Annotated in this window: 17 protein-coding genes; 4 read left to right on the top strand and 13 right to left on the bottom strand. The window is 60.3% G+C overall.

The window, feature by feature from the left end:
* Positions 1-321: 321 nt before the first annotated feature.
* The 6 genes from FW789_RS10995 to puuE all read right to left on the bottom strand — a co-directional run bounded on the left by FW789_RS10995 (position 322) and on the right by puuE (position 6,316).
* The gene (locus FW789_RS10995) at positions 322-1,107 is read right to left on the bottom strand and encodes an outer membrane protein OmpK (RefSeq protein ID WP_103436695.1); all 786 of its coding nucleotides are present in this window, start codon (positions 1,105-1,107) and stop codon (positions 322-324) included.
* Positions 1,108-1,261: 154 nt separating this feature from the next.
* Complete coding sequence (locus tag FW789_RS10990) at positions 1,262-2,617, bottom strand: nucleobase:cation symporter-2 family protein (RefSeq protein ID WP_101317993.1); 1,356 nt, start codon at positions 2,615-2,617, stop codon at positions 1,262-1,264.
* Positions 2,618-2,808: 191 nt separating this feature from the next.
* The gene (locus tag FW789_RS10985; protein WP_103436696.1) at positions 2,809-4,134 is read right to left on the bottom strand and encodes a urate hydroxylase PuuD; all 1,326 of its coding nucleotides are present in this window, start codon (positions 4,132-4,134) and stop codon (positions 2,809-2,811) included.
* Positions 4,135-4,265: 131 nt separating this feature from the next.
* Positions 4,266-4,769 (bottom strand): ureidoglycolate lyase, encoded by a 504-nt coding sequence (locus FW789_RS10980; RefSeq protein WP_103436697.1) that lies wholly within the window; start codon positions 4,767-4,769, stop codon positions 4,266-4,268.
* A gap of 105 nt (positions 4,770-4,874) precedes the next feature.
* On the bottom strand, positions 4,875-5,390 hold the full coding sequence (gene uraD, locus FW789_RS10975; protein ID WP_207072677.1) for a 2-oxo-4-hydroxy-4-carboxy-5-ureidoimidazoline decarboxylase: 516 nt from the start codon (positions 5,388-5,390) through the stop codon (positions 4,875-4,877).
* Positions 5,390-6,316: an allantoinase PuuE gene (puuE, locus tag FW789_RS10970; protein WP_186698704.1), complete on the bottom strand. Its 927-nt coding sequence runs from the start codon at positions 6,314-6,316 to the stop codon at positions 5,390-5,392. The genes uraD and puuE overlap by 1 nt, the downstream gene beginning before the upstream one ends.
* Before the next feature lie 388 nt (positions 6,317-6,704).
* Here puuE and uraH point away from each other — a divergent pair, with 388 nt between their 5' ends.
* On the top strand, positions 6,705-7,058 hold the full coding sequence (uraH, locus tag FW789_RS10965) for a hydroxyisourate hydrolase (protein WP_103436700.1): 354 nt from the start codon (positions 6,705-6,707) through the stop codon (positions 7,056-7,058).
* 178 nt (positions 7,059-7,236) lie between these two features.
* On the opposite strand, the gene FW789_RS10960 is transcribed toward uraH, so the two are convergent.
* The 3 genes from FW789_RS10960 to FW789_RS10950 form a co-directional block, all read right to left on the bottom strand.
* Positions 7,237-8,124: a DUF6708 domain-containing protein gene (locus FW789_RS10960; protein ID WP_446431443.1), complete on the bottom strand. Its 888-nt coding sequence runs from the start codon at positions 8,122-8,124 to the stop codon at positions 7,237-7,239.
* A 2-nt stretch (positions 8,125-8,126) separates the two neighbouring features.
* Entirely contained in the window at positions 8,127-11,120 is a 2,994-nt protein-coding gene (locus tag FW789_RS10955) for a T6SS effector BTH_I2691 family protein (RefSeq protein ID WP_446431442.1), read from the bottom strand.
* A gap of 310 nt (positions 11,121-11,430) precedes the next feature.
* Positions 11,431-12,780, bottom strand: a complete 1,350-nt coding sequence (locus tag FW789_RS10950) for an NCS2 family permease (RefSeq protein ID WP_103436705.1) — start codon at positions 12,778-12,780, stop codon at positions 11,431-11,433.
* A 352-nt stretch (positions 12,781-13,132) separates the two neighbouring features.
* Here FW789_RS10950 and FW789_RS10945 point away from each other — a divergent pair, with 352 nt between their 5' ends.
* Complete coding sequence (locus FW789_RS10945) at positions 13,133-13,897, top strand: GntR family transcriptional regulator (RefSeq protein ID WP_446431441.1); 765 nt, start codon at positions 13,133-13,135, stop codon at positions 13,895-13,897.
* Positions 13,898-14,609: 712 nt separating this feature from the next.
* On the opposite strand, the gene guaD is transcribed toward FW789_RS10945, so the two are convergent.
* From guaD to xdhA, 4 genes are all read right to left on the bottom strand, one after another.
* A complete protein-coding gene (gene guaD, locus FW789_RS10940; protein ID WP_446431440.1) occupies positions 14,610-15,914 on the bottom strand; it encodes a guanine deaminase in 1,305 nt (434 codons plus the stop codon).
* Between the two features lie 10 nt (positions 15,915-15,924).
* Positions 15,925-16,770 (bottom strand): xanthine dehydrogenase accessory protein XdhC, encoded by an 846-nt coding sequence (gene xdhC / locus FW789_RS10935; RefSeq protein WP_186698716.1) that lies wholly within the window; start codon positions 16,768-16,770, stop codon positions 15,925-15,927.
* A gap of 67 nt (positions 16,771-16,837) precedes the next feature.
* Positions 16,838-19,237: a xanthine dehydrogenase molybdopterin binding subunit gene (xdhB, locus tag FW789_RS10930; protein ID WP_446431439.1), complete on the bottom strand. Its 2,400-nt coding sequence runs from the start codon at positions 19,235-19,237 to the stop codon at positions 16,838-16,840.
* On the bottom strand, positions 19,230-20,675 hold the full coding sequence (gene xdhA, locus FW789_RS10925; RefSeq protein ID WP_411563536.1) for a xanthine dehydrogenase small subunit: 1,446 nt from the start codon (positions 20,673-20,675) through the stop codon (positions 19,230-19,232). The genes xdhB and xdhA overlap by 8 nt, the downstream gene beginning before the upstream one ends.
* A 267-nt stretch (positions 20,676-20,942) precedes the next feature.
* Between xdhA and FW789_RS10920 the strand changes: the two genes are divergently transcribed.
* Together FW789_RS10920 and smc are read left to right on the top strand one after the other, a co-directional pair.
* Complete coding sequence (locus tag FW789_RS10920) at positions 20,943-21,602, top strand: GntR family transcriptional regulator (protein ID WP_103436712.1); 660 nt, start codon at positions 20,943-20,945, stop codon at positions 21,600-21,602.
* Positions 21,603-21,605: 3 nt separating this feature from the next.
* The gene (gene smc / locus FW789_RS10915; protein ID WP_411563535.1) at positions 21,606-25,094 is read left to right on the top strand and encodes a chromosome segregation protein SMC; all 3,489 of its coding nucleotides are present in this window, start codon (positions 21,606-21,608) and stop codon (positions 25,092-25,094) included.
* Positions 25,095-25,261: the final 167 nt, after the last annotated feature.

The raw sequence follows: 25,261 nt of genomic DNA, 5'->3' as shown, positions 1-25,261 counted from the left end.
AGCGCTCGGTGGTGGCGCTGTTTTTGTCTTTTGAGTCAGCTTTTTTCGATTGACCACAGCTGTTTGGCAAGAGCTGCGCCAACTTTTATCGTTGGTCGCAATCTTCCTGCTCGACGTCTTGCTGAACGGCTGAAAACGGTCCTGTACGGCTGGCAACACGCAGACCAACCACCCGAATTCATTGACTGAGCGGTCAGTAAACGCGGGCAGAAATCATTCTGCCCTGAGCGAGGGGGCGCGCAGATTACTCACTTGCGCGCTGCGCCTCAAGTGCTCCTTCCTGGAGCACGTGGAACCAAAGTTGGGCGTTCGGTCAGCTTCTCAGAAATGCACCTTGACCAGCGCACTGGCCACGCTCTGGTTGCTGTCGAGATTGCCGCGGCTGTCGATGCCGTACTTGTCCTTCCAGTAGCTGTACTCAAAGCCGACATACAGCTGCTTGGCACCGTAGTTGAGGGCTTTGCCGAGGTCGTATTTAACCTGTGGGTTGACGTGCAGGTTGGCGTGGTAGGTGCCGCGGCGGGTCTGGTCGTTGTCGACCACCCAGTCGATGTAGCCATCGATGAGTACGTCCGAGCGGCCGACCGGGATGGTGTAGGACCAGGCCGGGGTGATCTGCCAGACATTGTCACCGGGGCGGCTGCCCTCGGTGTTGCGCAGGTAGAAGTTGAGGGTGAAGTAGTTGAAGCCGGGGACCGCCAGGTCAAAGCCAGGGCCGATCAGATAGGCTTCGTTGTCGCCCTCGCCACGCTCGTAGGTCATGGCCAGCAACACGTCCTTGACCGGGCCGAAGGCAAAGCTCTGGCCGGTGATCTTGCCCAGCGACAGGCGTGGGCTGAACTCGCCGTAGTAGGTGTTGGCGCCTTTGCTGGCATCGGCCTTGCCGTTGTAGAAGATCTTGTCGACGAACAGGAAGGTGTCGCCGTACTTCCATTTGTTGGCGTGCTCGAAGGTCACCGTCTGCTGGATATTCGGGTTGACCTTGAAATCCTTGCCGTACAGGTAGGTCAGGCTTTCGCCGTGCCACTGCAGCCATTCGCCGGCGTGGACGGGGACAGTCGCCAGCAGGCTGCTGCCGAGCAAGAGGGACGAGGTGATGCGCTTCATGTCGTGATTCCCGGACTTATTGTTTTTTTTTGGGGTTTTTTCGGCGCAAGGGCGCCCCGAGCGGCCCATTCCGGCGGGCCGACGGTGTAGCGGTACTGCATGAGCGTGAGAGCGTTGAAATCAACGGGGTAGCCAGCCTGGCCACCCCGTCGACTCAATGTTGGTGACAGGCGTCGTTGTGCGCCGCCCGGTCAGCACCACCGAGGATGTTGAACAGCACGTTGAGCACCAGGGCACAGACCGTGGCCATGGCAATCCCGCTATGGGTGATCGGTTCCATCCACTGCGGCATCTGCGCGAAGAACTCCGGCTTGACCACCGGGATCAGGCCAAAGCCGACACTCACCGCAACCAGCAACTGGTTGCGCCGATCGGAGATGTCTGCTTCCTGGAGGATCTTGATCCCGGTGGCGGTGACCATGCCGAACATGGCAATCGAGGCACCGCCAAGCACGGCCGGTGGAATCGAGGCGATCAGGTACGCCGCCTTGGGTAGCAGGCTGAGGCCGATCAGCATGGCCCCGGCCATTACCGTGACGTAGCGGCAACGCACGCCGGTCATCTGCACCAGGCCGATGTTCTGGGCGAACGAGGAGTGGGTGAAAGTATTGAAGAAACCGGCGATGAACGACGCACCGGCATCGCACAACAGACCCCGGCGCAACATGCCCGGGGTTACTTCGCGATCAGTCACCTTGCCCAGGGCGAGGAACATGCCGGTGGACTCGACGAAGATGATCACTACCACCAGGCACATCGACAGGATCGGCGCAAGGCTGAAGGTCGGCATGCCGAAGTGCAGCGGCGTGACCACTTGCAGCCATGGCGCAGCGCCCAGCCCGGACAGGTCGACCATGCCGATCGAGCCGGCGACGATGTAGCCCAGGCCCATCCCAACCAGCACCGACACGTTGACCCAGAAGCCACGCATGAAGCGGTTGATCAGCAGGATCACGGCCAGCACCAGGCCGGCCACCATCAGGTAGATCGGCGCGCCGAAGGTCTCCGCCTGCTGGCCACCACCGGCCCAGTTGACCGCCACCGGGAACAACGACAAGCCGATCGAAGTAATCACCGTGCCGGTGACCAGCGGCGGGAAGAAGCGCACCACCTTGGACATGAACGGTGCGATCAGCATGCCGAAGAAACCGGCGGCGATGGTCGCACCAAAGATGCCCTGCAGGCCCACGCCGGGCATGCCGGCCATGGCCACCATGCTGCCGACTGCGGCAAAGCTTGCGCCCATCATCACCGGCATGCGAATGCCGACCGGGCCGATACCGAACGATTGGATAATTGTGGCAACGCCTGCGACCAGCAGGTCAGCGTTGATCAGGAAGGCGACTTCTTCACGCGACAGGCCAGCGGCCTGGCCGATGATCAGCGGCACGGCGATCGCACCGCCGTACATCAGCAGCACGTGTTGCAGACCCACCAGGATCAGCTGAAACAGGGGCAGGGGCTGTCGTGGCGGCGCAACAGGGATGTACGCCTTGGATGACTCTGACATGCAGCACCTCGAGTTTTGTTTTTATTCTCGGATCCAAGCGGTCAACCTGCAGCGCCAGGCTTTGGGTAAAGCCATGGGTTCACGCTACGGGTTTGCGCTCGATGCTTGCTTGTTGCGTAGTGCGCATGGCGCAGGCGTGCCCTGCACAGGGAGTGATCCCGGTGCAGCAGCAAGCCTGGCGATGCGTGGGGTCAGTTGACGGGAGCACCCTTGGCGATCCAGTCACCGACCAGTTTGCGTTCTTCAACGGTCATCTGGGTGATGTTGCCCAACGGCATGATCTGGCTGGCAACCGCTTGCGCCTGAATGCGCGCGGCCTGGGCCTGGATCTGCTGCGGGGTATCGAACACCACGCCGCCTGGCGCCGTGCTGAACAGTGGGCTGGTCGGCTTGGACGAATGGCACACGGTGCAGCGTTCCTGGATCACGTTGTGAATCGTGTCGAAGGTTTCACCAGACTGGGCTGCGGCCTGGGCCGGAGCCTGTGCAGCAGCGGCCGGTGCTTCAGCCGCCTTGGCCGCATCGGCAGCACGCTGTTCGGCAGCGGTCTTGCCGCCTACGGCCGTGGCTGGCAGCGGTTGATACTCGATCTTCGCCGCAGCCTGCTCAGGAGTAGTTGGCAAAGGTTTAGGGCCTGTGACATAGGCCAGGCAGATCATCGCCAGAGCGCCGACGGGCAGGGTCCAGGCGTACTTGTTGCTGTCGTGGCGGGTGTTGAAGTAGTGACGGATCAATACCGCAGCCACTGCGATCCCGGCCAGGATCAACCAGTTGTACTGGCTGCCGTAGGTGCTCGGGAAGTGGTTGCTGATCATGATGAACAGCACCGGCAGGGTGAAGTAGTTGTTGTGCCGCGAGCGCAGCAGGCCTTTGGCCGGCAGCAGCGGGTCGGGCGTCTGGTTGGCTTCGATCGCCGCGACCAGCTGGCGCTGGGCCGGCATGATGATGCGGAACACGTTACCGACCATGATGGTGCCGATGATCGCACCGGTGTGCAGGTATGCACCACGGCCGCTGAACACCAGGCTGAAGCCCCAGCATGCGGCGATGATCAGCACGAACAGCACGCCGCCGAGCAGGGCAGGGCGCTTGCCCAATGGTGAGTCACAGAGAATGTCGTAGATGAACCAGCCGGCTACCAACGAACCGATACCGATTGCCACGCCTTCGGCGCCGCTCAGCGAACTGCCTGGGGCGAGCAGGTACAGGGTCGGGTTCCAGTAGAACACCACGCACAGCAGGGCGATCCCGGACATCCAGGTGAAGTAGGCTTCCCATTTGAACCAGTGCAGGTTCTCGGGCATTTTCGGCGGCGCCAGCTTGTACTTCTCCAGGTGGTAGATACCACCACCGTGGATGGCCCAGAGATCACCCGACAACCCATCGCGCGGGTTGCTGCGGTTAAGGTGGTTCTCCAGCCAGACGAAGTAGAACGATGCACCGATCCAGGCGACGCCTGTGATCATGTGAACCCAGCGAATGCTCAGGTTCAGCCATTCGTGAAGGTGTGCTTCCACAGTATGTACCTCTTGCCGATCACCAGCTTGAACGCTGCACGCGACCTTGCGCGCGATAAGCAGGCTGCGAGGGCAGCAGGTTTATCGCGACACCGAGTATTTCATGCAGGCCGTGGATGACCGACCTTTTCTTATTGGTGGGGATTGAGGATCAACATCTGTTCCTCGGTGAAGTAATGCTCATCGCAGTTGTTGCCTGAACCACTGCGATCAACCACCAGGAAATCATCCCGCTTTTCGATCGTCAGCACCGGGTGGTGCCAAACGCCGCGATGGTAATTGACGCCCTGCCTGCCGTTGCTGCGGAAGGCACGGACCAAACCTGATACAGGTGCATCGCCAACTGGCGCGACCACGATCAGAAACGGATTGCCGAGCAGCGGAATGAAAGCCTGGCTGCCCAGCGGATGGCGTTCGAGCATACGCACGGTCAACGGCATTTCCAGCGCGTCGGCGCGGAAGATGCTGATGATGGCGTTGTCCTCAGGCTCGGCGGTTTCAACCGTGGCGAGCTTGTGGAAGCGCATGGTCGAGCCGTTGTTGATCATGAAGTGGTCGCTGCCGTCGGTTTCGATCACGTCACCAAAGGGGGCGAAGGCTTCTTTGCTCAGGGGCTCGATCACTAGTGTGCGCATGCTTGTTATCTCTTCTTCTATGACTGGCTAATGTGGTCTTGCGCTTGCCGGTAAGGCCCTGGGTACGCTCGCGTGGCGGACTCGGGCCAGACGTTGTGGCAAGCCTTACAGCTGCAGCAGGCGGAACAGCGCGATCAGGTTGATCTGCGCCAGCGCCTCTTTGAATTCGGTATCTGCATCGTTGTGAATCCGGGTTTCGAACGCCGCCAGAATCTGGTGTCGGTTACTGCCCTTGACCGCCATGATGAACGGGAACTGGAACTTGGCCTTGTAGGCATCGTTGAGTTCGGTGAAGCGGGCGAACTCTTCGGCGGTGCACTGGTGGATACCGGCGCCGGCCTGTTCATTGGTACTCGATTCGGTCAGCTCGCCCTGGACGGCGGCTTTGCCGGCGAGGTCCGGGTGAGCGTTGATCAAGGCCAACTGGTCGGCGTGGCTGGCGCTGAGCAGGATGTCGCTCATGCGCTGATGCAGGGCTTCGATCTGGTCCAGCTCGGCCAGTTGACCGAGGTCATAGGCCTTCTCGGCCACCCACGGCGAGTGCTCGTAGATGTCGGCAAAGGCGCTGACGAACGCGTCACGGCTCAGGGTCGAAGGGGTCAGGGTCTTGAAGGCGGTCATCAGGCGTTCTCGTTCTGGTACGGGTGGGTGGTGTGCCAGTGGCGGGCGATGTCCACGCGACGGGCAAACCAGACCTGGTCATGGCTCTTGGCGTATTCGACGAAGCGCTTCAGCGCTGCCAGCCGCGCCGGGCGACCGACCAACCGGCAGTGCAGGCCGATCGAGAGCATCTTCGGCGCTTCGGCGCCTTCTTCGTAGAGCACATCAAAGGCGTCCTTGAGGTACTGGAAGAACTGCTCGCCACAGTTGAAGCCCTGCACCTGGGTGAAGCGCATGTCGTTGGTGTCGAGGGTGTACGGGATCACCAGATGCGGCTTGCCGGTCGGGTTGTTCGGCTCCCAGTAGGGCAGGTCGTCGTCGTAGGTGTCGCTGTCGTAGAGGAAACCGCCTTCTTCCATCACCAGCCGACGCGTGTTGGCGCCGGTACGACCGGTGTACCAGCCCAGTGGGCGCTCGCCGGTCAGCTCGGTGAGGATGCGGATGGCTTCGAGCATGTGCTCGCGCTCCTGCGCCTCGTCCATGTTCTGATAGTCGATCCAGCGGTAGCCGTGGCTGCAGATCTCATGGCCTGCTTCGGCCATGGCGCGGATCACATCTGGGTGGCGCTGCGCGGCCATGGCCACGGCGAAGATTGTCAGCGGTACGCCGGTGTCCTTGAACAGCTTGAGCAGGCGCCATACCCCGGCACGGCTACCATACTCGTACAACGACTCCATGCTCATATTGCGCTGGCCCTGCAGCGGCTGGGCGGCAACCATCTCGGACAGGAAGGCTTCGGACTCCTTGTCCCCGTGCAGAATGTTGCGCTCGCCGCCTTCTTCGTAGTTGAGCACGAAAGACAGCGCAATGCGGGCGTTGCCCGGCCATTGCGGGTGAGGTGGGTTGTTGCCGTAGCCGATCAGGTCGCGAGGATAGTCAGCGCTCACTGCAGTCTTCCTTCTTGTACGTTGTGCAGGTGATGGGTGGGCCCGCGTCGGGTTGTCGCACTCACCGGATGGGCTGATTGTATACAACTTCTGAATTCTTTTGTAAGCCTGTTTTTCCGCATTTCTGCCCTTTTGTCGCTTGAGAACCGGTTGCAAGAAACCTGCCCATCTGGTCAGCTAACGGTCCTTGTACGCAGGTTAGGCCTTTATCCGCTGCTGTGTCGCGGTTTTTTTTCGGCGGCGCGGGGGCCGTCAGGGGAGAGCTTAAAAAATTGTGTACAATCTGAAGTCAAAGTGTCTTAATGGCTTCATTCCCACTCACGGCGGGCACTGATCTGGTGCCGTCGAGTATTTTCTGCCCACGATTTGAACAAGAGGCGACAAGCACATGGGACGTTTGACCACTCACGTACTGGATGCCGCGCATGGCTGCCCGGGCAGCTCGATCAAGGTCGAGTTGTACCGTGTCGAAGGCCAGCAGCTGGAACTGGTGAACAGCGCACTGACCAACAGCGACGGCCGCGTCGATGCGCCGCTGCTGCAGGGCGATGACTACCGTACCGGCGTCTATCAGTTGCAGTTCAGTGCTGGAGATTATTACCGAGCTCGGGGCGTGGCGTTGCCAGACGCGGCGTTCCTGGATGTTGTAGTGCTGCGCTTCGGGGTTGATGAGCAACAAGAGCATTATCACGTGCCCCTGTTGATCTCGCCCTACAGCTACTCGACCTATCGCGGAAGCTAGTTGGTCGTTAGAAGAATCTTCGTAGGTCTTTGGCCCGCTCTCACACTGGCGGGCTTTTTTTCGTCTGGGGGTTTTGGTTCTGGGCGGGTGATTTAGTTGGTTACGCGGCGTGGTCAGGGCTATGGGTCGTCTACAATGATGTTTTCTTATGTGACGATGGCCAAGGGGTAAGATTGTTTCATTTACGCTTCCTTTCAGATAAGTCATCAGCAGGCACTTCTAGTGCCTCGGCAGGCGGTGGCGCCCCCTTAACATTGAATAAGCGGCAGACCACGTACCAGCAAATTGCTACAGAGAGGTTGTAGGGGAAGAGAATCGCCCAGAACGGAAGCATCCAGGTTTTCTTCCCCTGCATTTCACCCCTTTCGCCACTGCGCCAAGGCGCGTAATGCCGCCATGCTTGTAATGGTGTGAGGCAAATCTCATGCAGAGGGATATAGAGCCAATTAGGTTCGCCGGGTGGCGGTAGCTTGTTCGGGCCGTGATCCATGAAGCAGCGCAAATATTCCCAAGCCTGCGCGACATGCTTGATGTCCGCTTCCGTTGGTTCGTTACTATCGATCCATAGACAATCTTTTTGATGGAGGCTACCGTCTTCACGCCGTGGAGCAAATGCCAGTGCGTAGCAATTGCTAAAAGAAGCACCGCCATATTCGATGCGCTTGAACAATCCGCCGTGGACATTTTCCCAATCAAAAATTACCAGTTTTCTTAAGCGTTGGTAATAGATTTTTTTGGTAGTGCGGTTTAGATAGAAGGCTGATAGTCCTTTTATGTACCAAATTCGATAGGCTAGAAAGGGCGCAAAAATAAAGGGTGAAAGTAGGAGCATGGCTAATAGGTCATATTCTCCTTCGAATGAGAAATCTAGGCCCAAGATTTTTGGGTAAACAAGAATCGCCATCGCCACAATCATGGCAGTGTATAATTTTCCCATGAATACGGAGTCGGTTACCCAGGGGTTTCGTAGGCTCAGTATCTCAGGTGATATGCTTATAATTTGGTCTGCGATTTTAGGTTTTTCTTTAGTGGAGGTTTTACTTGTAAAGAGCCAAGCGACTGACATGTTTAATTCCCTAGAGTGAAGTGCGTGGTCAGCTGTGCGTCATCTAATAGACCTGTATCCATGGTGTAGGTTACGGCCAGTGTTGCGTAGTGCTTGTTTTCGATTTCCTGTTTTATGTGAATAATTAACCCGGCTCTGGTTAGGTAGCATTGTGGAGTGATTGCTAGATTTAAATTTGAGCCTTTTGGGCTAATGGAGCTTAAACGGGCTGACCATTTACTCTGGCCAAATACGAAACCATGCAGCAGGATGGTGAATTCGGCGATGGATTTCTGGGGGTGCAAGTTGATGTAGTTTGCGGAGGCTATATTATAAAAAGAGGTTGAATCGATTTGAATCCATCTGCTGTCAATATGTGCTATGCCGAGTTTCTTCGTTTGCTCTGAAGATAGACATATGGGTGAGTAAGACGCTTTGTGCCATTCGCTCATTTCTTCTCTGACATCTTGAAATGCCGGCAGTTTCTTATTGATGTCAAGGGTAATGTGTTCGCGAATTTCTCCATCATTTAAGTGGTTTCCAAAAACGCTTCTGGCTGCCCACAGTTCTATTGGGTAGTGAATTTTTTCGTTGGCTTTAGCATGCAGGTAGGATCCTGCCGCGATCAATGTAGCTCCGAGCATAGCGATAGCTGCGGCAGCCCATCCAGCGAAAGGTATTGCGAAAGTTGCGCCTGTGATAGCAAGGCCTCCTTCCAGTACCAACACTGATCCGAGGGTACTGGTTAACCCGCCAGCAAGTGTGTAACTTGAAGCTGCGGTGCCCCCATGGCTAATTTGTCTTATGACTTTTTCCACGTCGGAATATGCGCCAAAAAATATCGCTGGATATCCCGAAAGTCGCGCAAATAAGTTGCTACTTAGGAATCTCATAAAGCTGTTGCCGAAGCTCGTCCCAGGAGCTCTGGTGGTGAACTTTAGCATCGCCGCTTTCTGTGCGCCCCGAGTAGCAACAAGCGTAGCAGCTACAGCACCCATCACCCCGAAGATTGATGCGCTAAACCCGGTTACATACTCCGGCGCATCACTTTTCTGTAGGTTATTGTAAGCGGCTCTCAGGCTGATCACATTGAACCAAAGCATTGCTGCATTTAGCGGTGCACTTCCAGTTACAGTAAGTAGTCCAAGAAAGCTTGGTTTCACCCGAAGCTCAGTGGTCATCTCCACAGTCACAGTGCGCTTGCCGCTTATGTCTACTTTCCTGATTTCCTCAACATGTGCCATACCGCTCTTGAGGTATCGATCTACCTCTTGGCTGAATGGACTTTCCTTAAGAAGCTGGTCGGTGACTCTGTACCGGGCTGCTAGCAGTCCCAATGCTTTCTCTGCATTTGCTTCGGACGCCGCCAGGAGCACCTGTTTGCGAAGGTTGTTACTGGCGTCCCAGCGCGTCTTGCCGTCCATGCGCTTGAGGACTGTGGTCATGACCGACTGTGCGGTCAGGTCAGTAATGCTGGCCATCGCAGGGAAACGCCCTGCCAGTCCTTGGATTACATTGTCACTGCCGCCTAACAAGCTCCCGACAGCGTCAGCTTTGTCCTTGAAAGGATTAAACGGCGCCAGTGCCACATACAGCGGGCTGTCATGTTGGTCGAGCCACTGTTCCAATCGGATGAAGCGACGATCCTGGTCTTCCGTGCCGTGCGCGGGCTGGCCCATGGGGTGGATTAGCAGGGCGAGAGATACCTCCAGTCCACGGGCGGAGGTGCAGTCATCGCGATCGTAAGTGGCCAGCGCTGCGGCGAGGCTGGTGGGGTCTTCGATGTGCTGGTTTTCGGCTGTGCCGAGCCAGATGTCATGGTCGTTACTGGCTTGCAGGGCTTGTTTGCGCAGCACGTCAATACGCTGTTCCAGCTCATCGCGTTCGGCCAGGAATCTAAGGTATTTGTCCGTATCAATCCGCAAGCCGAGCCGTGCGCCGTGTTCCGAGTAGTTCTGGTGAGTTAGTGCTCGGTAACGTGCCTCGGCGGCAGGCGGCCATGGGCGGCCTTTTGAAATGCTCAGCTGCCGCGCTGCTTCATCTACCGAACGTCGAGGTCGGGCCGGATACATGCTGACCAGTGTCTTGTCGAGCAGCATCGCCACTAGGTTGCGGTGATGGAAGTCTCGGCTTTGTGGGCTCAGCCGCTCCGCGTCCAGACGAAAGCACTTGGGCACGCAGGCCTGCTCGGAGTTCGGCTCAGGCTCATGGGGGTACAGTTGCTCGGACGGGATCAGATCGCGCATCTGGTGCTGATAGGCCGAAACCGACAGGCTCAGGTCCAGCGCCATGCCTTCTGCGTCGTTGAGCGCAACCACCGCCGGAATCTTCGGCTGGGTATACGGGTACTGGCGGAGCATCGCGGCCAGCGAGCCCATCGGCAAAGTTTCCTTTATCGGGTGGCTGCTCCAGGTCAAAGACATGCGTCGGTCTTCGGGCTTGAAGTCTTCAACCCAGTCCTTCAGCGCGCTGACCGGCAATACATGCTGCTGGGTCGAGGGCTGCTTGCTGCCGGCGACCAGCTCAGCAGTATCCAGCAAACGCATATGCCGCCTGCGCAGAGCCTCAGACTGGCAAATTCGGGCGGTCATGGCTTTGGTCCACAGGTGCGGGCTGTAAGCGATCCAGACTTCTTTGCCGGCCTCGGCGCTGGTGTCTGCCCAGACCCAGCCGAGGGTACGGCTGCCCATATAGCGTTTACGGCGGTTGTAGCAATCCAGGCCGCAATAGCGCAGTTCCTGATAGTGGCCGTCGCCGTCGTATTCGTGGATGACCAGCTTTTCGCGTTTCGTCCCCTTCATGAACACATATACATAGCCCGGGCGCAGAGCACGTAGGGTGTAGGCGGAGTGCTGCAGCGGGGCAAAGCCTTGTTCGAGGTTGAGACTGGACTCCGCGTAGCGATAAGCCGGGGCGTCGGCGGGCCGCGGGACGATGGCGTAACGCACCGGCAGGATGGGCACGCGGCCGCTGCAGGTGGGACCTGAGGTTGCGCAACTGACTGGAGGCTCGCTCATGAGCGCACGCTACTTTGTGCTGGCGTTGCCGCGAACGGAAGACGGAGAGGCAGAACAGTTAGATGTGGCATGGGACGCGCTTCCTGCAGATCCGAGAAATGGCTCGGAATCATGAAATTCTGCAGAAGCGGTTGGATAGCAGACGAAGCCTACAGGGCTGTAGGAAAGTTCTCGCTGAGGCGTGGGATTTGCAGCGGGCTTGCGACTTGACGGGATGTGACCGTCCCGACAGGCCCCAGTGAGAGCCTGTGCGAGCAAACGCCGTCACTACCGGCGCGGCAAATGCCAGACGCCGGCGGGGTGGGGAGCTTTACAGGAAGACGAACTTGGCGATGAAGATCACGCACAGCACCCACAAGCTGGCAGAGATTTCCTTGTATTTGCCGGTACCCGCCTTGAGCACCACGTAGCTGATGAAGCCCAGGGCGATGCCGTCGGCGACCGAGAAGGTCAGCGGCATCATGATGACAGTGACGATCGCGGGGATGCTGTCGGTGGCTTCATCCCAGTTGATGTGGGCCATGCTGCCCATCATCAGCATCGCGACATAGATCAGCGCGCCCGCGGTGGCATAGGCTGGAATCATCCCGGCCAGCGGTGCGAAGAACATCGCCGCCACAAACAGCAGGCCAACCACCACCGCCGTCAGACCGGTACGGCCGCCTGCAGCCACCCCGGCGGCACTTTCGACGTAGCTGGTCACCGGCGGTACGCCGACGGCGGCGCCGAATACGCTCGAGGCGCTGTCGGCCTTCAATGCACGCGAAAGGTTCTCGATCTTGCCGTCAGCCGACACTAACCCGGCGCGTTGGGCGACGCCCATCAGAGTGCCAGCGGTGTCGAACATGTGCACAAACAGGAAGGCCAGCACCACACTGATCATGCTGACGTTGAACACCCCGGCAACGTCCATGGCCAGCCAGGTTGGCGCCAGGCTCGGCGGCAGCGAGAACACGCCGCCGTACTGCACCAGGCCCAGACCCCAGCCAGCAAGGGTGACGCTGATGATGGCGATGAGGATCGCGCCGAAAACGCGGTGGTAGCTGAGCACGGCGATCATCAGAAAGCACACGGCGGCCAGCAGCGGCCCTGGTTCATGCAGCGAACCGAGCTTGATCAAAGTGGCGGGGCTGTCGACCACAATACCTGCAGTCTTCAAGCCGATCAGTCCGAGAAATAGCCCGACGCCGGCGCCCATGGCATGGCGCAGGCTGACCGGGATGCTGTTGAGCAGCCACTCGCGTACCCGCGACAAGGTCAGGAACATGAATAGCACCCCAGAGACGAACACGGCACCCAGCGCCGCCTCCCAGGTGTAACCCATGGTGCCGACCACGGTGTAGGTAAAGAAGGCGTTGAGGCCCATGCCCGGGGCCAGGCCTACTGGCCAGTTGGCGTACAGGCCCATCAACAGGCAGCCCAGTGCGGCGGCGATGCAGGTCGCGACGAACGCGGCGCCATGATCGATGCCGGCGTCGGCCATGATGTTGGGGTTGACGAAGATGATGTAGGCCATGGTGATGAAGGTGGTCACCCCAGCGATCATTTCGGTCTTGACGGTGGTGCCATGTCGCTTGAGTTTGAAAATCCGTTCCAGCCAGCTCGTTTCGAGCGGTGGAGTGAGTTCCAGCGTAGGGGCGTCGGATTTGCGGGTGTCCACTGCGAGTACTCCTCAAGTCTTTCTTGTTGTTCGGAACCAGTGTCCTGCGCTACGCACTTGGTGATTCCGCGAGGGTGAGGCAGACGTCTGACCTGTTTGTTGACTCATGGGTCAAGAAGTTGCTCGCTGGATTATGCGTTTGTGTACAAATAATGCAAATAATGTTTTATCTTTCCTGGGTACAATCTTGTAAATAGTGGCTATATGCCGAAATGGCCACCTGCAGAAACGCGTCAGCCTGTGTACAATGGGCCAGTACCTTTCTTCTTATTTCCAACCAGGGCTTGCCAGCCACCCTCTGACAGGCAGTACAGTCAAGGTCCGATTGGCGGATTCCCATGCTCGAGTGCCCATGAACGAACAGCTGCAGCCTCTCAAGAAACCTGTACGCGCCGGCAAGGCCGGGCGCAGTGGTACCCAGGACGACATCGTCTACGCGCATATTTTCGAGGCGATCCTCGAGCAGCGGCTGGCGCCGGGCACCAAGTTGAGCGAGGAAGCGCTGGGCGAGATCTTTGGCGTCAGCCGCACCATCATTCGTCGCGCCTTGTCGCGTCTGGCCCACGAGAGCGTGGTGTTGCTGCGGCCTAATCGCGGTGCCGTGGTTGCCAGTCCGACAGTTGAAGAGGCGCGGCAGGTTTTCTTTTCGCGACGGATGGTTGAGCGGGCGATCACTGAGCTGGCGGTGCAGCATGCTACGGCTGAGCAGTTGAACGAGTTGCGGCAGATGGTGCGCGAGGAGCGTGACAGCTTCTCGCGGGGTGATCGGGGGGCTGGGATTCGGCTTTCCGGGGAGTTTCACCTGAAGCTGGCTGAGGCTGCTGGCAATGCGCCTTTGGTGAGTTTCCAGCGTAGCTTGGTGTCGCAGACGTCTTTGATCATTGCGCAGTATGAGAGCGGGAACCGGTCGCACTGTTCGTATGATGAGCATATGCAGCTGATCGATGCGATCGAGGCGCGGGATGCGGGGCAGGCGGTTAGCTTGATGATGCATCATATGGATCATATCGACAGCAAGCTGAACCTCGATGAGGAGAGTGCTTCGGACGATCTGCATGCGGTGTTTTCGCATTTGTTGCAGAAGAAGCCTGCTCGGGTTTCTTCGGCTAAGGGTTGATTGCTGTGTAGGCTGGGTTGGGGGTTTATCCATTTCTTGTGGTGGGTGATCGGGCGCCTTTCGCCCTTACGGCGAGTCACTTTTTTGGCAAACGCCCCAAAAAAGTAACCAAAAAAATGCTTGGCTCCACATACGGCCCCTTCGCTGCGCTGCGGGGTTCCCTCGCTCCGGCCTTGCTCCCGGGAGGACCGCGCTGTACGGCCCATCCTGGGCCGCAGCGCTTGCCGGCCATCCATGGCCGTCACCTCCGTTCGCAAGACCTGCGCTCGGCCTCCTGAGTCGCCGGTGGATCAAGATCAAGATCAAGATCAAGAGCACGCCTCGCTGCGCAGCAGCCCCAGCAATCTCAATCCAGACGAAAATCATGCAGCCACACCCATCCGCCCTGCGCCAGCGCAGCGAGGCGTGCTCTTGATCTACCAGCGACCTCAGAAGGCCGAACGCAGGCATTGCGAAGGGAGGTGCCGGCCATGGATGGCCGGCAAGCGCTGCGGGCCAGGATGGCCCGTTCAGCGCGGTCCTCCCGGGAGCAATGCCGGAGTGAGGGAACCCCGGAGCGCAGCGCAGGGGCCGTATGTGGGAGCGAGCCCTTTTTTGGTTACTTTTTTGGGGCGTTTGCCAAAAAAGTGACTCGCCGTAAGGGCGAAAGGGGCCCGATCCCCCACCACCACAAGAAATGGATAAGCCCACAACCCATCTCGTGCACAAGCCGCTACCGCTGATGCACACACCGCCCAGCTGCATAAGTCTCCAGCACCGTCCGATCATCCCCAAGCGTCGTCAGCACAAACAGCGTCTCCTCAATCCCCCCCGACTGCTCCAGGCGATACTCAAGCAACGGCGTAGCCTTGAAGTCCAACACCACAAAGTCCGCATCATTACCCGGACGCAAACTTCCCACCCGATCCTCCAGCCGCAAAGCCCGAGCCCCACCCAGCGTTGCCAGGTACAACGACTTGAACGGATGCAACCGCGCGCCCTGCAACTGCATCACCTTGTAAGCCTCGTTCAACGTATGCAGTAACGAAAAACTGGTCCCCGCGCCAACATCCGTGCCCAGCCCGACATTGACCTTGAACTTCTCAGCTTGCGGCAAGTTAAACAAGCCACTGCCCAGGAACAGGTTCGAGGTCGGGCAGAACGCCACCGCCGAGCCCGTCTCCGAAAGCCGCTGACACTCTTCATCACACAGATGCACGCCATGGGCAAACACCGACCGCTCACCCAGCAATTCGAAGTGATCGTAGACGTCCAGATAACCCTTCTGCTCCGGGAACAAGCCCTTGACCCAGTCGATCTCCTGCAGGTTCTCGGACAGGTGCGTATGCATGTACACCCCCGGATGCTCCTTCAGTAACTGGCCGGCCATCGCCAATTGCTCGGGCGTGCTGGTCGGGGCAAAGCGCGGCGTCACCGCATAGTGCAGCCGGCCCTTGCCATGCCAGCGCTGAATCAGCGCCTTGCTCTCGGTGTAGGACGACTCCGCAGTGTCGGTCAGATAATCCGGCGCGTTGCGGTCCATCATCACCTTGCCGGCGATCAGGCGCAGGTCCAGCCGCTCGGCCTCTTCGAACAGCGCGTTGACCGACTCCGGATGCACACTGCCGAACACCAGCGCGGTGGTGGTGCCGTTGCGCAGCAGCTCCTGCAGGAAGATCTTCGCGACCTTGTCGGCATGCGCCTTGTCGGCAAACTGCTTTTCGCAGGGGAAGGTGTAGGTGTTCAGCCAGTCCAGCAACTGCTCGCCATAGGAGCCGATCATGCCGGTCTGCGGGAAATGGATATGGGTGTCGATAAAGCCCGGAGTGATCAGGGCATCCTGGTAATGCACCACGTCGATGTTGGCATCCAGCGTCGGCAGCAGATCGCTGGCGTGACCGAGGGCGCTGATGCGGCCTTCGTCGACCACCAGCAGGCCGTCCGGGTAGTACTCGCAGGATGCCTCCAGGCCGACTTCGGCGGGGTCGCCAACGCTGTGCAGAATGGCGGATCGGTAAGCTTTGCGGGTTGCGCTCATAACACTCTCGTCAATTGGCGTGGCTGCGGCGCGACGGCGGCAGCAACTGAGCAATGGGGCCGGCATTGACCGCAGCATCGTGCTGGCCAAAACAGGCGTTGTAGGTGGCGATGATTTCGCCGGCAATCGACACGGCGATCTCGATCGGCAATTTGCCTTTGACCTCGGCCAGGCCCATCGGGCAGCGCATGCGTGCTACCACCGCATCGTCATAGCCGCGATCACGCAGGCGATGCTCGAACTTGGCCCGTTTGGTCTTCGAGCCGATGAGGCCGAACCAGGTGAAGTCGTTGCGCTTGAGGATCGCCGCGGTCAGCTCCAGATCGAGCTGGTGGTTGTGGGTCATGACGATGCAGTAACTGCCTGGTGGCAGCGCAGCCACTTCGTCGACCGGCTCCTCGCTGATGATGCGGCTCACGCCGCTGGGGATCAGCTCCGGGAATTCTTGCTCGCGCGAGTCGATCCAGCGCACCCGGCAGGGCAGGGCAGCCAGCAAGGGTACCAGAGCCCGGCCGACGTGGCCCGCACCGAACACGGCGATCTCGGCCTGCACCGCCGCCATTGGCTCGAACAGCAGCACGGTAACGCCGCCGCAGCATTGGCCAAGGCTCGCGCCGAGGCTGAAGCGCTCCAGATGCGGGGTGCTGCGCTGCTCGTCGAGCATCTGCCGGGCGATGTGCAGAGCCTTGTACTCAAGGTGGCCACCGCCGATGGTGTCGAACAGCTGGCGGGCGCTGACGACCATCTTCGAGCCGGCATTGCGCGGGGTCGAGCCGCGCTCTTCGATGATGGTCACCAGCACGCAGGGTTCACCGCGAGCTTGCAGGTCGGCGAGGGCGTTGATCCATTGGTGCATGATACAAAACCTCAGTTGGCTTCAACTCAGCCGCGCGCAGTACAGCGCTGCGCACGGCTGCCTGCGGTCACGATGTGACAGGTTCCACGTGCTGTTCAGCAGGCTGCTGCACGGCCAGGGTCTGGCGCATCTGCTCGCAGCCCCACAGGACCCGCTCAGGCGTGGCCGGCGCGTCGATGTTGGGCTGCGCGCGGTAGTCAGCGATGCTGGCGACGGCGTCCTTGATCGCGCACCAGGCAGCGATGCCGAGCATGAACGGCGGCTCGCCGACGGCCTTGGAATGGAACACGGTGTCTTCCGGGTTCTTGCGGTTCTCGACCAGCTTGACCCGCAGGTCCAGCGGCATGTCGGCCACTGCCGGGATCTTGTAGCTGGCCGGGCCGTTGGTAACCAGCTTGCCCTTGGCGTTCCACACCAGCTCTTCGGTGGTCAGCCAGCCCATGCCCTGAATGAAGCCGCCTTCGACCTGACCGATGTCGATGGCCGGGTTCAGCGAGTCGCCGACGTCGTGCAGGATATCGGCACGCAGCATCTTGTACTCGCCGGTCAGGGTGTCGACGATGACCTCGACGCAGGCTGCGCCAAAGGCGAAGTAGTAGAACGGCCGGCCGCGCGCCTGCGAGCGGTCGTAGAAGATCTTCGGCGTGCGGTAGAAGCCGGTAGTCGAAAGCGACACCTGGGCAAAATAGGCCTGCTGCACCAGCGTCTCGAAGCTGATCAGTTCCTCACGCACGCGCACATGGCCGTTGCGGAATTCAACGTCTTCCTCAGTGACATTCCAGTGCCGGGCGGCGAACTCGACCAGGCGCTTCTTGAGGATTTCCGCCGCGTTCTGCGCCGCCTTGCCGTTCAGGTCGGCGCCACTGGATGCAGCGGTCGGTGAGGTGTTGGGGACCTTGTCGGTATTGGTCGCCGTGATCTGAATGCGGTCGATCTCGACTTGGAATACCTGCGCAACCACCTGCGCAACCTTGGTGTTCAACCCCTGGCCCATCTCGGTGCCGCCATGGTTGAGGTGGATGCTACCGTCGGTGTAGATGTGGATCAGCGCACCGGCCTGGTTGAGGAAGGTGGCAGTGAACGAGATGCCGAACTTGACCGGGGTCAGCGCCAGACCTTTTTTCAATACCGGGCTGTGCTCGTTGAAGTGGCGGATCGACTTGCGCCGCTCGGCGTAGTCGCTGCTGGCCTCCAGTTCGGCGGTCATTTCCTCGATCAGGTTGTGTTCGACGGTCTGGTAGTAATGGGTGACGTTGCGTTCGGTCTTGCCGTAGTAGTTAGCCTTGCGCACATCCAGCGGGTCACGGCCGAGCTGACGGGCAATGTGGTCCATCACCTGCTCGATGGCGACCATGCCCTGCGGCCCGCCGAAACCTCGGTAAGCGGTGTTGGAGGCGGTGTTGGTCTTGCAGCGGTGGCCGTTGACGGTGGCGTCGCCAAGGTAATAGGCGTTGTCCGAGTGGAACATGGCGCGGTCGACAATCGAGCCGGACAGGTCAGGCGAGTAGCCGCAGTTGCCGGCGAGGTCGAACTGGATGCCGTGCAGGCGGCCGTCGTCATCGAAGCCGACGTCGTACTCGACGTAAAACGGGTGGCGCTTGCCGGTCATGGTCATGTCTTCGACCCGTGGCAGGCGCATCTTGGTCGGCTGGCCGGTCAGCCGCGCGATCACCGCGCACAGGCAGGCCGGGCTGGCGGCCTGGGTTTCCTTGCCGCCGAAACCGCCACCCATGCGGCGCATGTCGAGGACGATCTTGTTCATCGGCACATCGAGCACTTCGGCGACCAATTTTTGCACTTCGGTCGGGTTCTGCGTCGAGCAGTACACGATCATGCCGCCGTCTTCGGTCGGCATCACCGAGGAGATTTGCGTTTCCAGGTAGAAGTGCTCCTGGCCACCAATATGCAAGGTGCCTTGCAAGCGGTGCGGGGCGCTGGCCAGGGCGGCAACCGAATCACCGCGCTGATGGGTATGGCTGTCCAGTACAAAGTGCTTGTCGCGCAGCGCTTGCACAACATCCAGCACCGGCTCGAGGTCTTCGTATTCAATGATCGCCGCCATCGCCGCACGGCGAGCGGTTTCCAGGTCGCGGGCAGCTACCGCCAGCACCGGTTGGCCGAAGAACTCGACCTTGTCGATCGCCAGCAACGGGTCACCGGCTACCACCGGGCCGATGTCCTTGAGGCCGGGGATGTCTTCATGGGTGATGGCGATGCGCACGCCTTCAAAGGCGTAGCATGGCGTGGTATCGATACTCAAGATGCGCGCGTGGGCGCGGTCAGCTGTGCGCGCATACACATGCAGCTGATTGGGGAATTCGAGGCGGTCATCGATATACACCGCTTCGCCGCTGACGTGTTTGTCGGCGCTGTCGTGCTTGACGCTGCGGCCGACACCGGTGGTCAGGTCCTGGCGGAACAGTTCGGCCATCTCGGCCTGGCTCTTGACGGCATGATGATTAGACATAGTCGGTCACCCGGGTTTCGATGTGCGGCGATTGCAGTTCGATGAAGTACTTGCGCAGCAGGTTCTGTGCGGTCAGCAGGCGGTATTCCTTGCTCGCGCGGAAGTCCGAGAGCGGGCTGAAGTCTTCGCCCAGCGCCTGGCAGGCACGTTCAAGGGTGGCCTGGTTCCACGGCTTGCCGCGCAGCGCGGCTTCACAGGCGCGGGCGCGTTTGGGAATCGCGGCCATGCCGCCAAAGGCAATGCGCACGCCGCTGACCACACCGTTTTCGATGCTCAGGTTGAACGCTGCACAAACTGCCGAGATGTCGTCGTCCAGGCGCTTGGAGACCTTGTAGGCGCGGAACGTCCAGTCGTTGCTGGCCCGCGGCACGATGATCTTCTCGATGAACTCGCTGTCCTGGCGGGCCGTGATGCGGTAGTCGATGAAGTAGTCTTCCAGTGGCAGCACGCGCTGGCGCTGGCCCTGGCGCAGTACCACCTGGGCATCCAGGGCAATCAGCAGCGGCGGCGAGTCACCGATGGGCGAGGCATTGCCGATGTTGCCGCCGAGGGTGCCTTGGTTGCGGATTTGCAACGAGGCAAAGCGGTGCAGCAGGGCGCCGAAATCGGGGTACTCGTCGCTGAGCGCGCCGTAGCAGTCGGTCAACGGCGTAGCTGCGCCGATCTCCAGATGAGTGGCGGTCTTGTCGATGTGCTTGAGTTCGGCGACGTTGCCGACATAGATCATTACCGGCAAGGTCTTGTGGAACTGGGTCACTTCCAGCGCCAGGTCGGTGCCGCCGGCAAGCAGGCGCGCTTCTGGGTGCGAGCTGTACAGGTCGGCCAGGTCGGCTACGGTCAGCGGCACCAGGCAGCGCTTGTCGCCGCTGTTCAGTTCGCCGGTTTCGGACGGGGCGATGGCCTTGAGGCGGGCGATGGTCTGCGCCTGCTGCGCATCGAACTGATCGCGGCACGGTGTGGCGCAGCTCTGTTCGGCAGCGGCGAGGATCGGCCGGTAGCCGGTGCAACGGCATAGGTTGCCGGCGAGGGCTTCCTGGGCCTGCTGGGTGTCGGCGCCGTTGCTGTTCTTCTGCAAGGCAAACAGCGACATGACAAAGCCGGGAGTGCAGAAGCCGCATTGCGAGCCGTGGCAGTCGGCCATGGCTTTTTGCACACTGTGCAGTTCGCCCTGATGCTTGAGGCCTTCGACGCTGATCAATTGTTTGCCGTGCAACGACGAAACGAAGGTCAGGCACGAGTTGAGGCTGCGGTAGCGCAGGCTCTGGCCGTCTTCTTCGAGCTCGCCGACCACCACTGTACAGGCGCCGCAGTCGCCACTGGCGCAGCCTTCCTTGGTGCCGGATTTGCCAAGGTGTTCGCGCAGGTACTGCAGCACGGTCATGTTCGGGTCCAGGGCGTGCTCATTACGCAGCTCCTGGTTTACGAGAAACTGGATCACGGGGGAGGCCTCGCAATGGTTTTATTGTTGTTCCGGCGGACTCTAAGCAGGCTTGATCGCCGGGTCAATGATTTTCTGACTCAAAGGTCAAGAAATCGCGCATAGTGAGTCCGCACCGAACAGTGTGCCTTTTACAAAGCATAGATCGCGCCTGATCGCCGGCCCGGCTTGCCAACGAATAAAGCGCAGCGCCCCTCTGCGCGACTGCCAGGCAAGTGCGCTACAATCCGCCGCTTGTGCCCAGTTCAATGATTTTGAAGGAAAACCATGACGTTCAAGGCGCCGGACAGTCTCTCCGAGCAGATTGCCCACCATCTGGCCGAGCGGATCATCCGCGGCGAGCTTGCCCCGGGTGAGCGGATCCAGGAGCAAAAGGTCACTCAGGCCCTGAACGTCAGCCGCGGCTCGGTACGCGAGGCGCTGTTGATCCTTGAACGTCGCCATCTGGTGGCGATCCTGCCGCGGCGGGGCGCCCACGTGACGCGTCTTGACGAACGCAGTGTGCGCAGCCTGTGCGCATTGATGGGCGAGTTCTACATACTGCTCGGCAACGCCGTTGCCCAGAAATGGCGCACTGATGCGGACCTGATGCCGTTTCTGGGCATTCAGCAGCGCTTGCAACAGGCCTACGCCGCCACCGACATCAAGACCTTCGTCGCCGAAAGCTTCGCGGTGATGCGCGCTGCGTATCCGTTCGCCGACAACCCGTACCTGCAGGAAACCGTCGAGAACCTGCAGCCCGCCATGAGCCGCGCCTATTACCTCGCGCTGGATCAGCGCCAGGCCAATATGCTCGACTACCTCGACCTGTTCGATCGCCTGCTGCAGGCGGTGGTCGCGCGCGACATTGCACGTATTCGCGAAGTGCTGGTTGCATACTGCCAGCGCAGCTGCGAGCTGGTGCTGGCTGCGTTGGCGCGGGCCTGATCGATGCGCTTGAAGTGCATTCGCCTGGCCGGGTTCAAGTCGTTCGTCGACCCGACCACGGTCAACTTCCCCAGCAACATGGCCGCCGTGGTCGGGCCCAATGGCTGTGGCAAGTCCAACATCATCGACGCGGTGCGCTGGGTGATGGGCGAAAGTTCGGCTAAAAACCTGCGCGGCGAGTCGATGACCGACGTCATCTTCAATGGCTCGACCAGTCGCAAGCCGGTCAGCCAGGCCAGTATCGAGCTGGTGTTCGACAACAGCGACAATACCCTGGTCGGCGAGTACGCCGCCTACGCCGAGATCTCGATCCGGCGCAAAGTGACCCGCGACGCCCAGAATACCTACTACCTCAACGGCACCAAATGCCGTCGCCGAGACATTACCGATATCTTCCTCGGAACCGGGCTGGGCCCGCGCAGCTACTCGATCATCGAGCAGGGCATGATCTCCAAGCTGATCGAGGCCAAGCCAGAGGAGCTACGCAACTTCATCGAAGAAGCCGCCGGCATCTCCAAGTACAAGGAACGCCGCCGCGAGACCGAAACCCGAATTCGCCGCACCCAGGAAAACCTCGCCCGCCTGACCGACCTGCGCGATGAGCTCGGGCGCCAGCTCGAGCGTTTGCACCGCCAGGCCCAGGCCGCAGAAAAGTATCGCGAGTACAAAGCTGAAGAGCGTCTGCTCAAGGCGCGCTTGTCGGCCCTGCGCTGGCGTGAGCTGGACCAGAAGGTGCAGCAACGCGGCGCCGTCATCGGCGATCAGGAAGTAGCCTTCGAGGCGCTGGTGGCCGAGCAACGCAATGCCGATGCCAGCATCGAGCGCCTGCGCGACGGCCACCATGAGTTGTCCGAACGCTTCAACCAGGTCCAGGGCCGGTTCTATTCGGTGGCCGGTGACATTGCCCGGGTCGAGCAGAGCATTCAGCACGGCCAGCAGCGCCTGCGCCAGTTGCAGGATGATCTCAAGGAAGCCGAGCGCACACGGCTGGAAACCGAGTCGCACCTGGGCCATGACCGCACCCTGCTGGCGACCCTCGGCGAAGAACTGGAGCAGCTTGGGCCTGAGCAGGAGATGACCCTCGCGGCAGCTGAAGAAGCGGCTGCCGTGCTCGAAGAAGCCGAGCTGGGCATGCACGGCTGGCAGGAGCAGTGGGACAGTTTCAATACCCGCTCAGCCGAGCCGCGGCGCCAGGCCGAAGTCCAGCAATCGCGCTTGCAGCAGCTGGAAACCAGCCTCGAGCGCTTGGCTGAACGCCAGCGCAAGCTGGCTGACGAACGCGATCAGCTCAGCGCCGACCCGCAGGATGCAGCCATGCTCGAGTTGACCGAGCAGGTCGCCAGCAGTGAGCTGCTGCTGGAAGAACTGCAGCTCAGCGAGCAGGACGTGCTCGAGCGCCTCGAAGCTGTGCGTGAGCAACTGCAGCAGCTCAACCAGAGCCATCAGCAGTTGCAGGGCGAGCAACAGCGTCTGGGCGGCCGGCTGGCGTCGCTGGAGGCGTTGCAGCAAGCCGCCCTGGAGCCGTCTGCCGGTGCTGGCGAGTGGCTGCGCGAGCAAGGTTTGCAACAGCGTCCGCGCCTGGCCGAGGGTTTGCGCGTCGAGGCAGGTTGGGAGCTGGCCGTCGAGACGGTGCTGGGTGCCGACTTGCAGGCAGTGCTGGTCGACGACTTCAACCAGCTGGACTTCGCCGCACTGGAACAAGGTGATTTGCGCCTGTTGCTGGCGGCCGGCGAGGGCGCTCGGGTGCCCGGCAGCTTGCTCGACAAGGTCGAAGGGCGCACCGACCTCAGCCCTTGGCTAGGCCAGGTGCGTCCGGTCGAGACCCTTGAGCAGGCGCTGAACCAGCGCGCAAGTCTGCTGGCTGGCGAAAGCCTGGTCAGTCGCGATGGCTACTGGGTGGGCCGGCATTTCCTGCGCATCAGCCGCGGCAGCGAAGCGCAAGGCGGCGTGCTTGCCCGCGCGCAGGAGATCGAGCAGCTGGCCGAGCAGCAACTGCAGCAACAGGAGCAGTTGGACCAGTTCGAGGAGCGCCTGCATAGCCAGCGCGAGCAACAGCGTGGCCTTGAAGAGCAGCGCGAACAACTGCGCCGCCGTAGCCAGGACGAAAACCGTCAGCACGGTGAGCTCAAGGCGCGTTTGTCTGCCGGTCGCGCCCGCGCCGAGCAGCTTGAGCTGCGTCGCCGCCGCCTTGAAGAAGAATTAAGCGAGCTGGGTGAGCAGCGCGCCATCGAGCACGAACAGCTCGGCGAGGCGCGGCTGATCCTGCAAGAGGCCCTTGACCTGATGGCCGAGGACACCGAGCAGCGCGAACAATTGCTGGCCCGCCGCGACACCTTGCGCGAAGGCCTCGACCGCATCCGCCAGGAAGCCCGCCAGCACAAGGACCACGCTCACCAGTTGGCCGTGCGCCTGGGCTCGCTGCGTGCCCAGCACGGTTCCACCCGGCAGGCGCTGGAGCGGCTGGAGCAGCAAGCCGAGCGCCTGAGCGAGCGCCAGGAGCAGTTGAGCCTGAATCTGGAAGAGGGCGAAGCGCCGCAGGAAGAGCTGCGCCTAAAACTAGAAGAGCTGCTCGAACGGCGCATGAGCGTCGATGAAGAAATGCGCCTGGCCCGGCTGCACATGGACGACGCCGACCGCGAACTGCGCGACGCCGAAAAACGCCGCACCCAGGCTGAGCAGCAGTCGCTTTTGCTGCGTGGTCAGCTGGAGCAGTCACGGCTTGAATCGCAAGGCCTCAACCTGCGTCGCAGCACTTTGCAGGAACAACTGCTGGCCGACGGTTTTGACCTGCAAGGCGTGCTTGCCACGCTCGACCCCGAGGCCAGCGAAGCGACCACCGAACAGCAGCTCGAACAAATCGAAGGGCGCATTCAGCGCCTGGGTGCGATCAACCTGGCAGCCATCGAAGAGTACGAGCAACAGTCCGAGCGCAAACGCTATCTGGATGCGCAGGACGCCGATCTGGTCGAAGCGCTCGAGACCCTGGAAAACGTCATCCGCAAGATCGACAAGGAAACCCGCACCCGCTTCAAGGATACCTTTGATCAGATAAATGCCGGTTTGCAGGCACTTTTTCCAAAAGTTTTCGGCGGTGGCAGCGCTTACTTGGAACTGACGGGCGAAGATTTACTCGATACTGGGGTGACAATCATGGCGCGCCCGCCGGGCAAGAAAAACAGCACCATCCATTTGTTGTCGGGTGGCGAGAAAGCCCTGACTGCGCTGGCGCTGGTGTTCGCTATCTTCAAACTCAACCCGGCACCGTTCTGCATGCTCGACGAAGTCGATGCGCCGCTGGACGATGCCAACGTCGGGCGGTACGCCCGGTTGGTCAAGGAAATGAGCGAGACCGTGCAGTTCATCTACATCACCCACAACAAGATCGCCATGGAGATGGCCGATCAGCTGATGGGGGTGACGATGCACGAGCCAGGCTGTTCACGTCTTGTTGCAGTTGATGTAGAGGCGGCAATGGCCATGGTAGACGCCTGATAAGCGACGTTGAGGCGTTTTCAGCAGCTAAAACGCCTGTCATGTGTGACAGACGGTGTAAAGTTGCCTTTGGTCGTGCTAGCTTTACCGTCACGTGTATTCTGCGTGGGTAAAACGCCTGTCAGAACATAGAGTTGGCGCCACGTGTTAAAGGGCTTTGAACCCTT

The organism is Pseudomonas sp. 1121_17, assembly GCF_052850745.1.
This window is presented reverse-complemented; position numbering and strand designations above follow the sequence as displayed.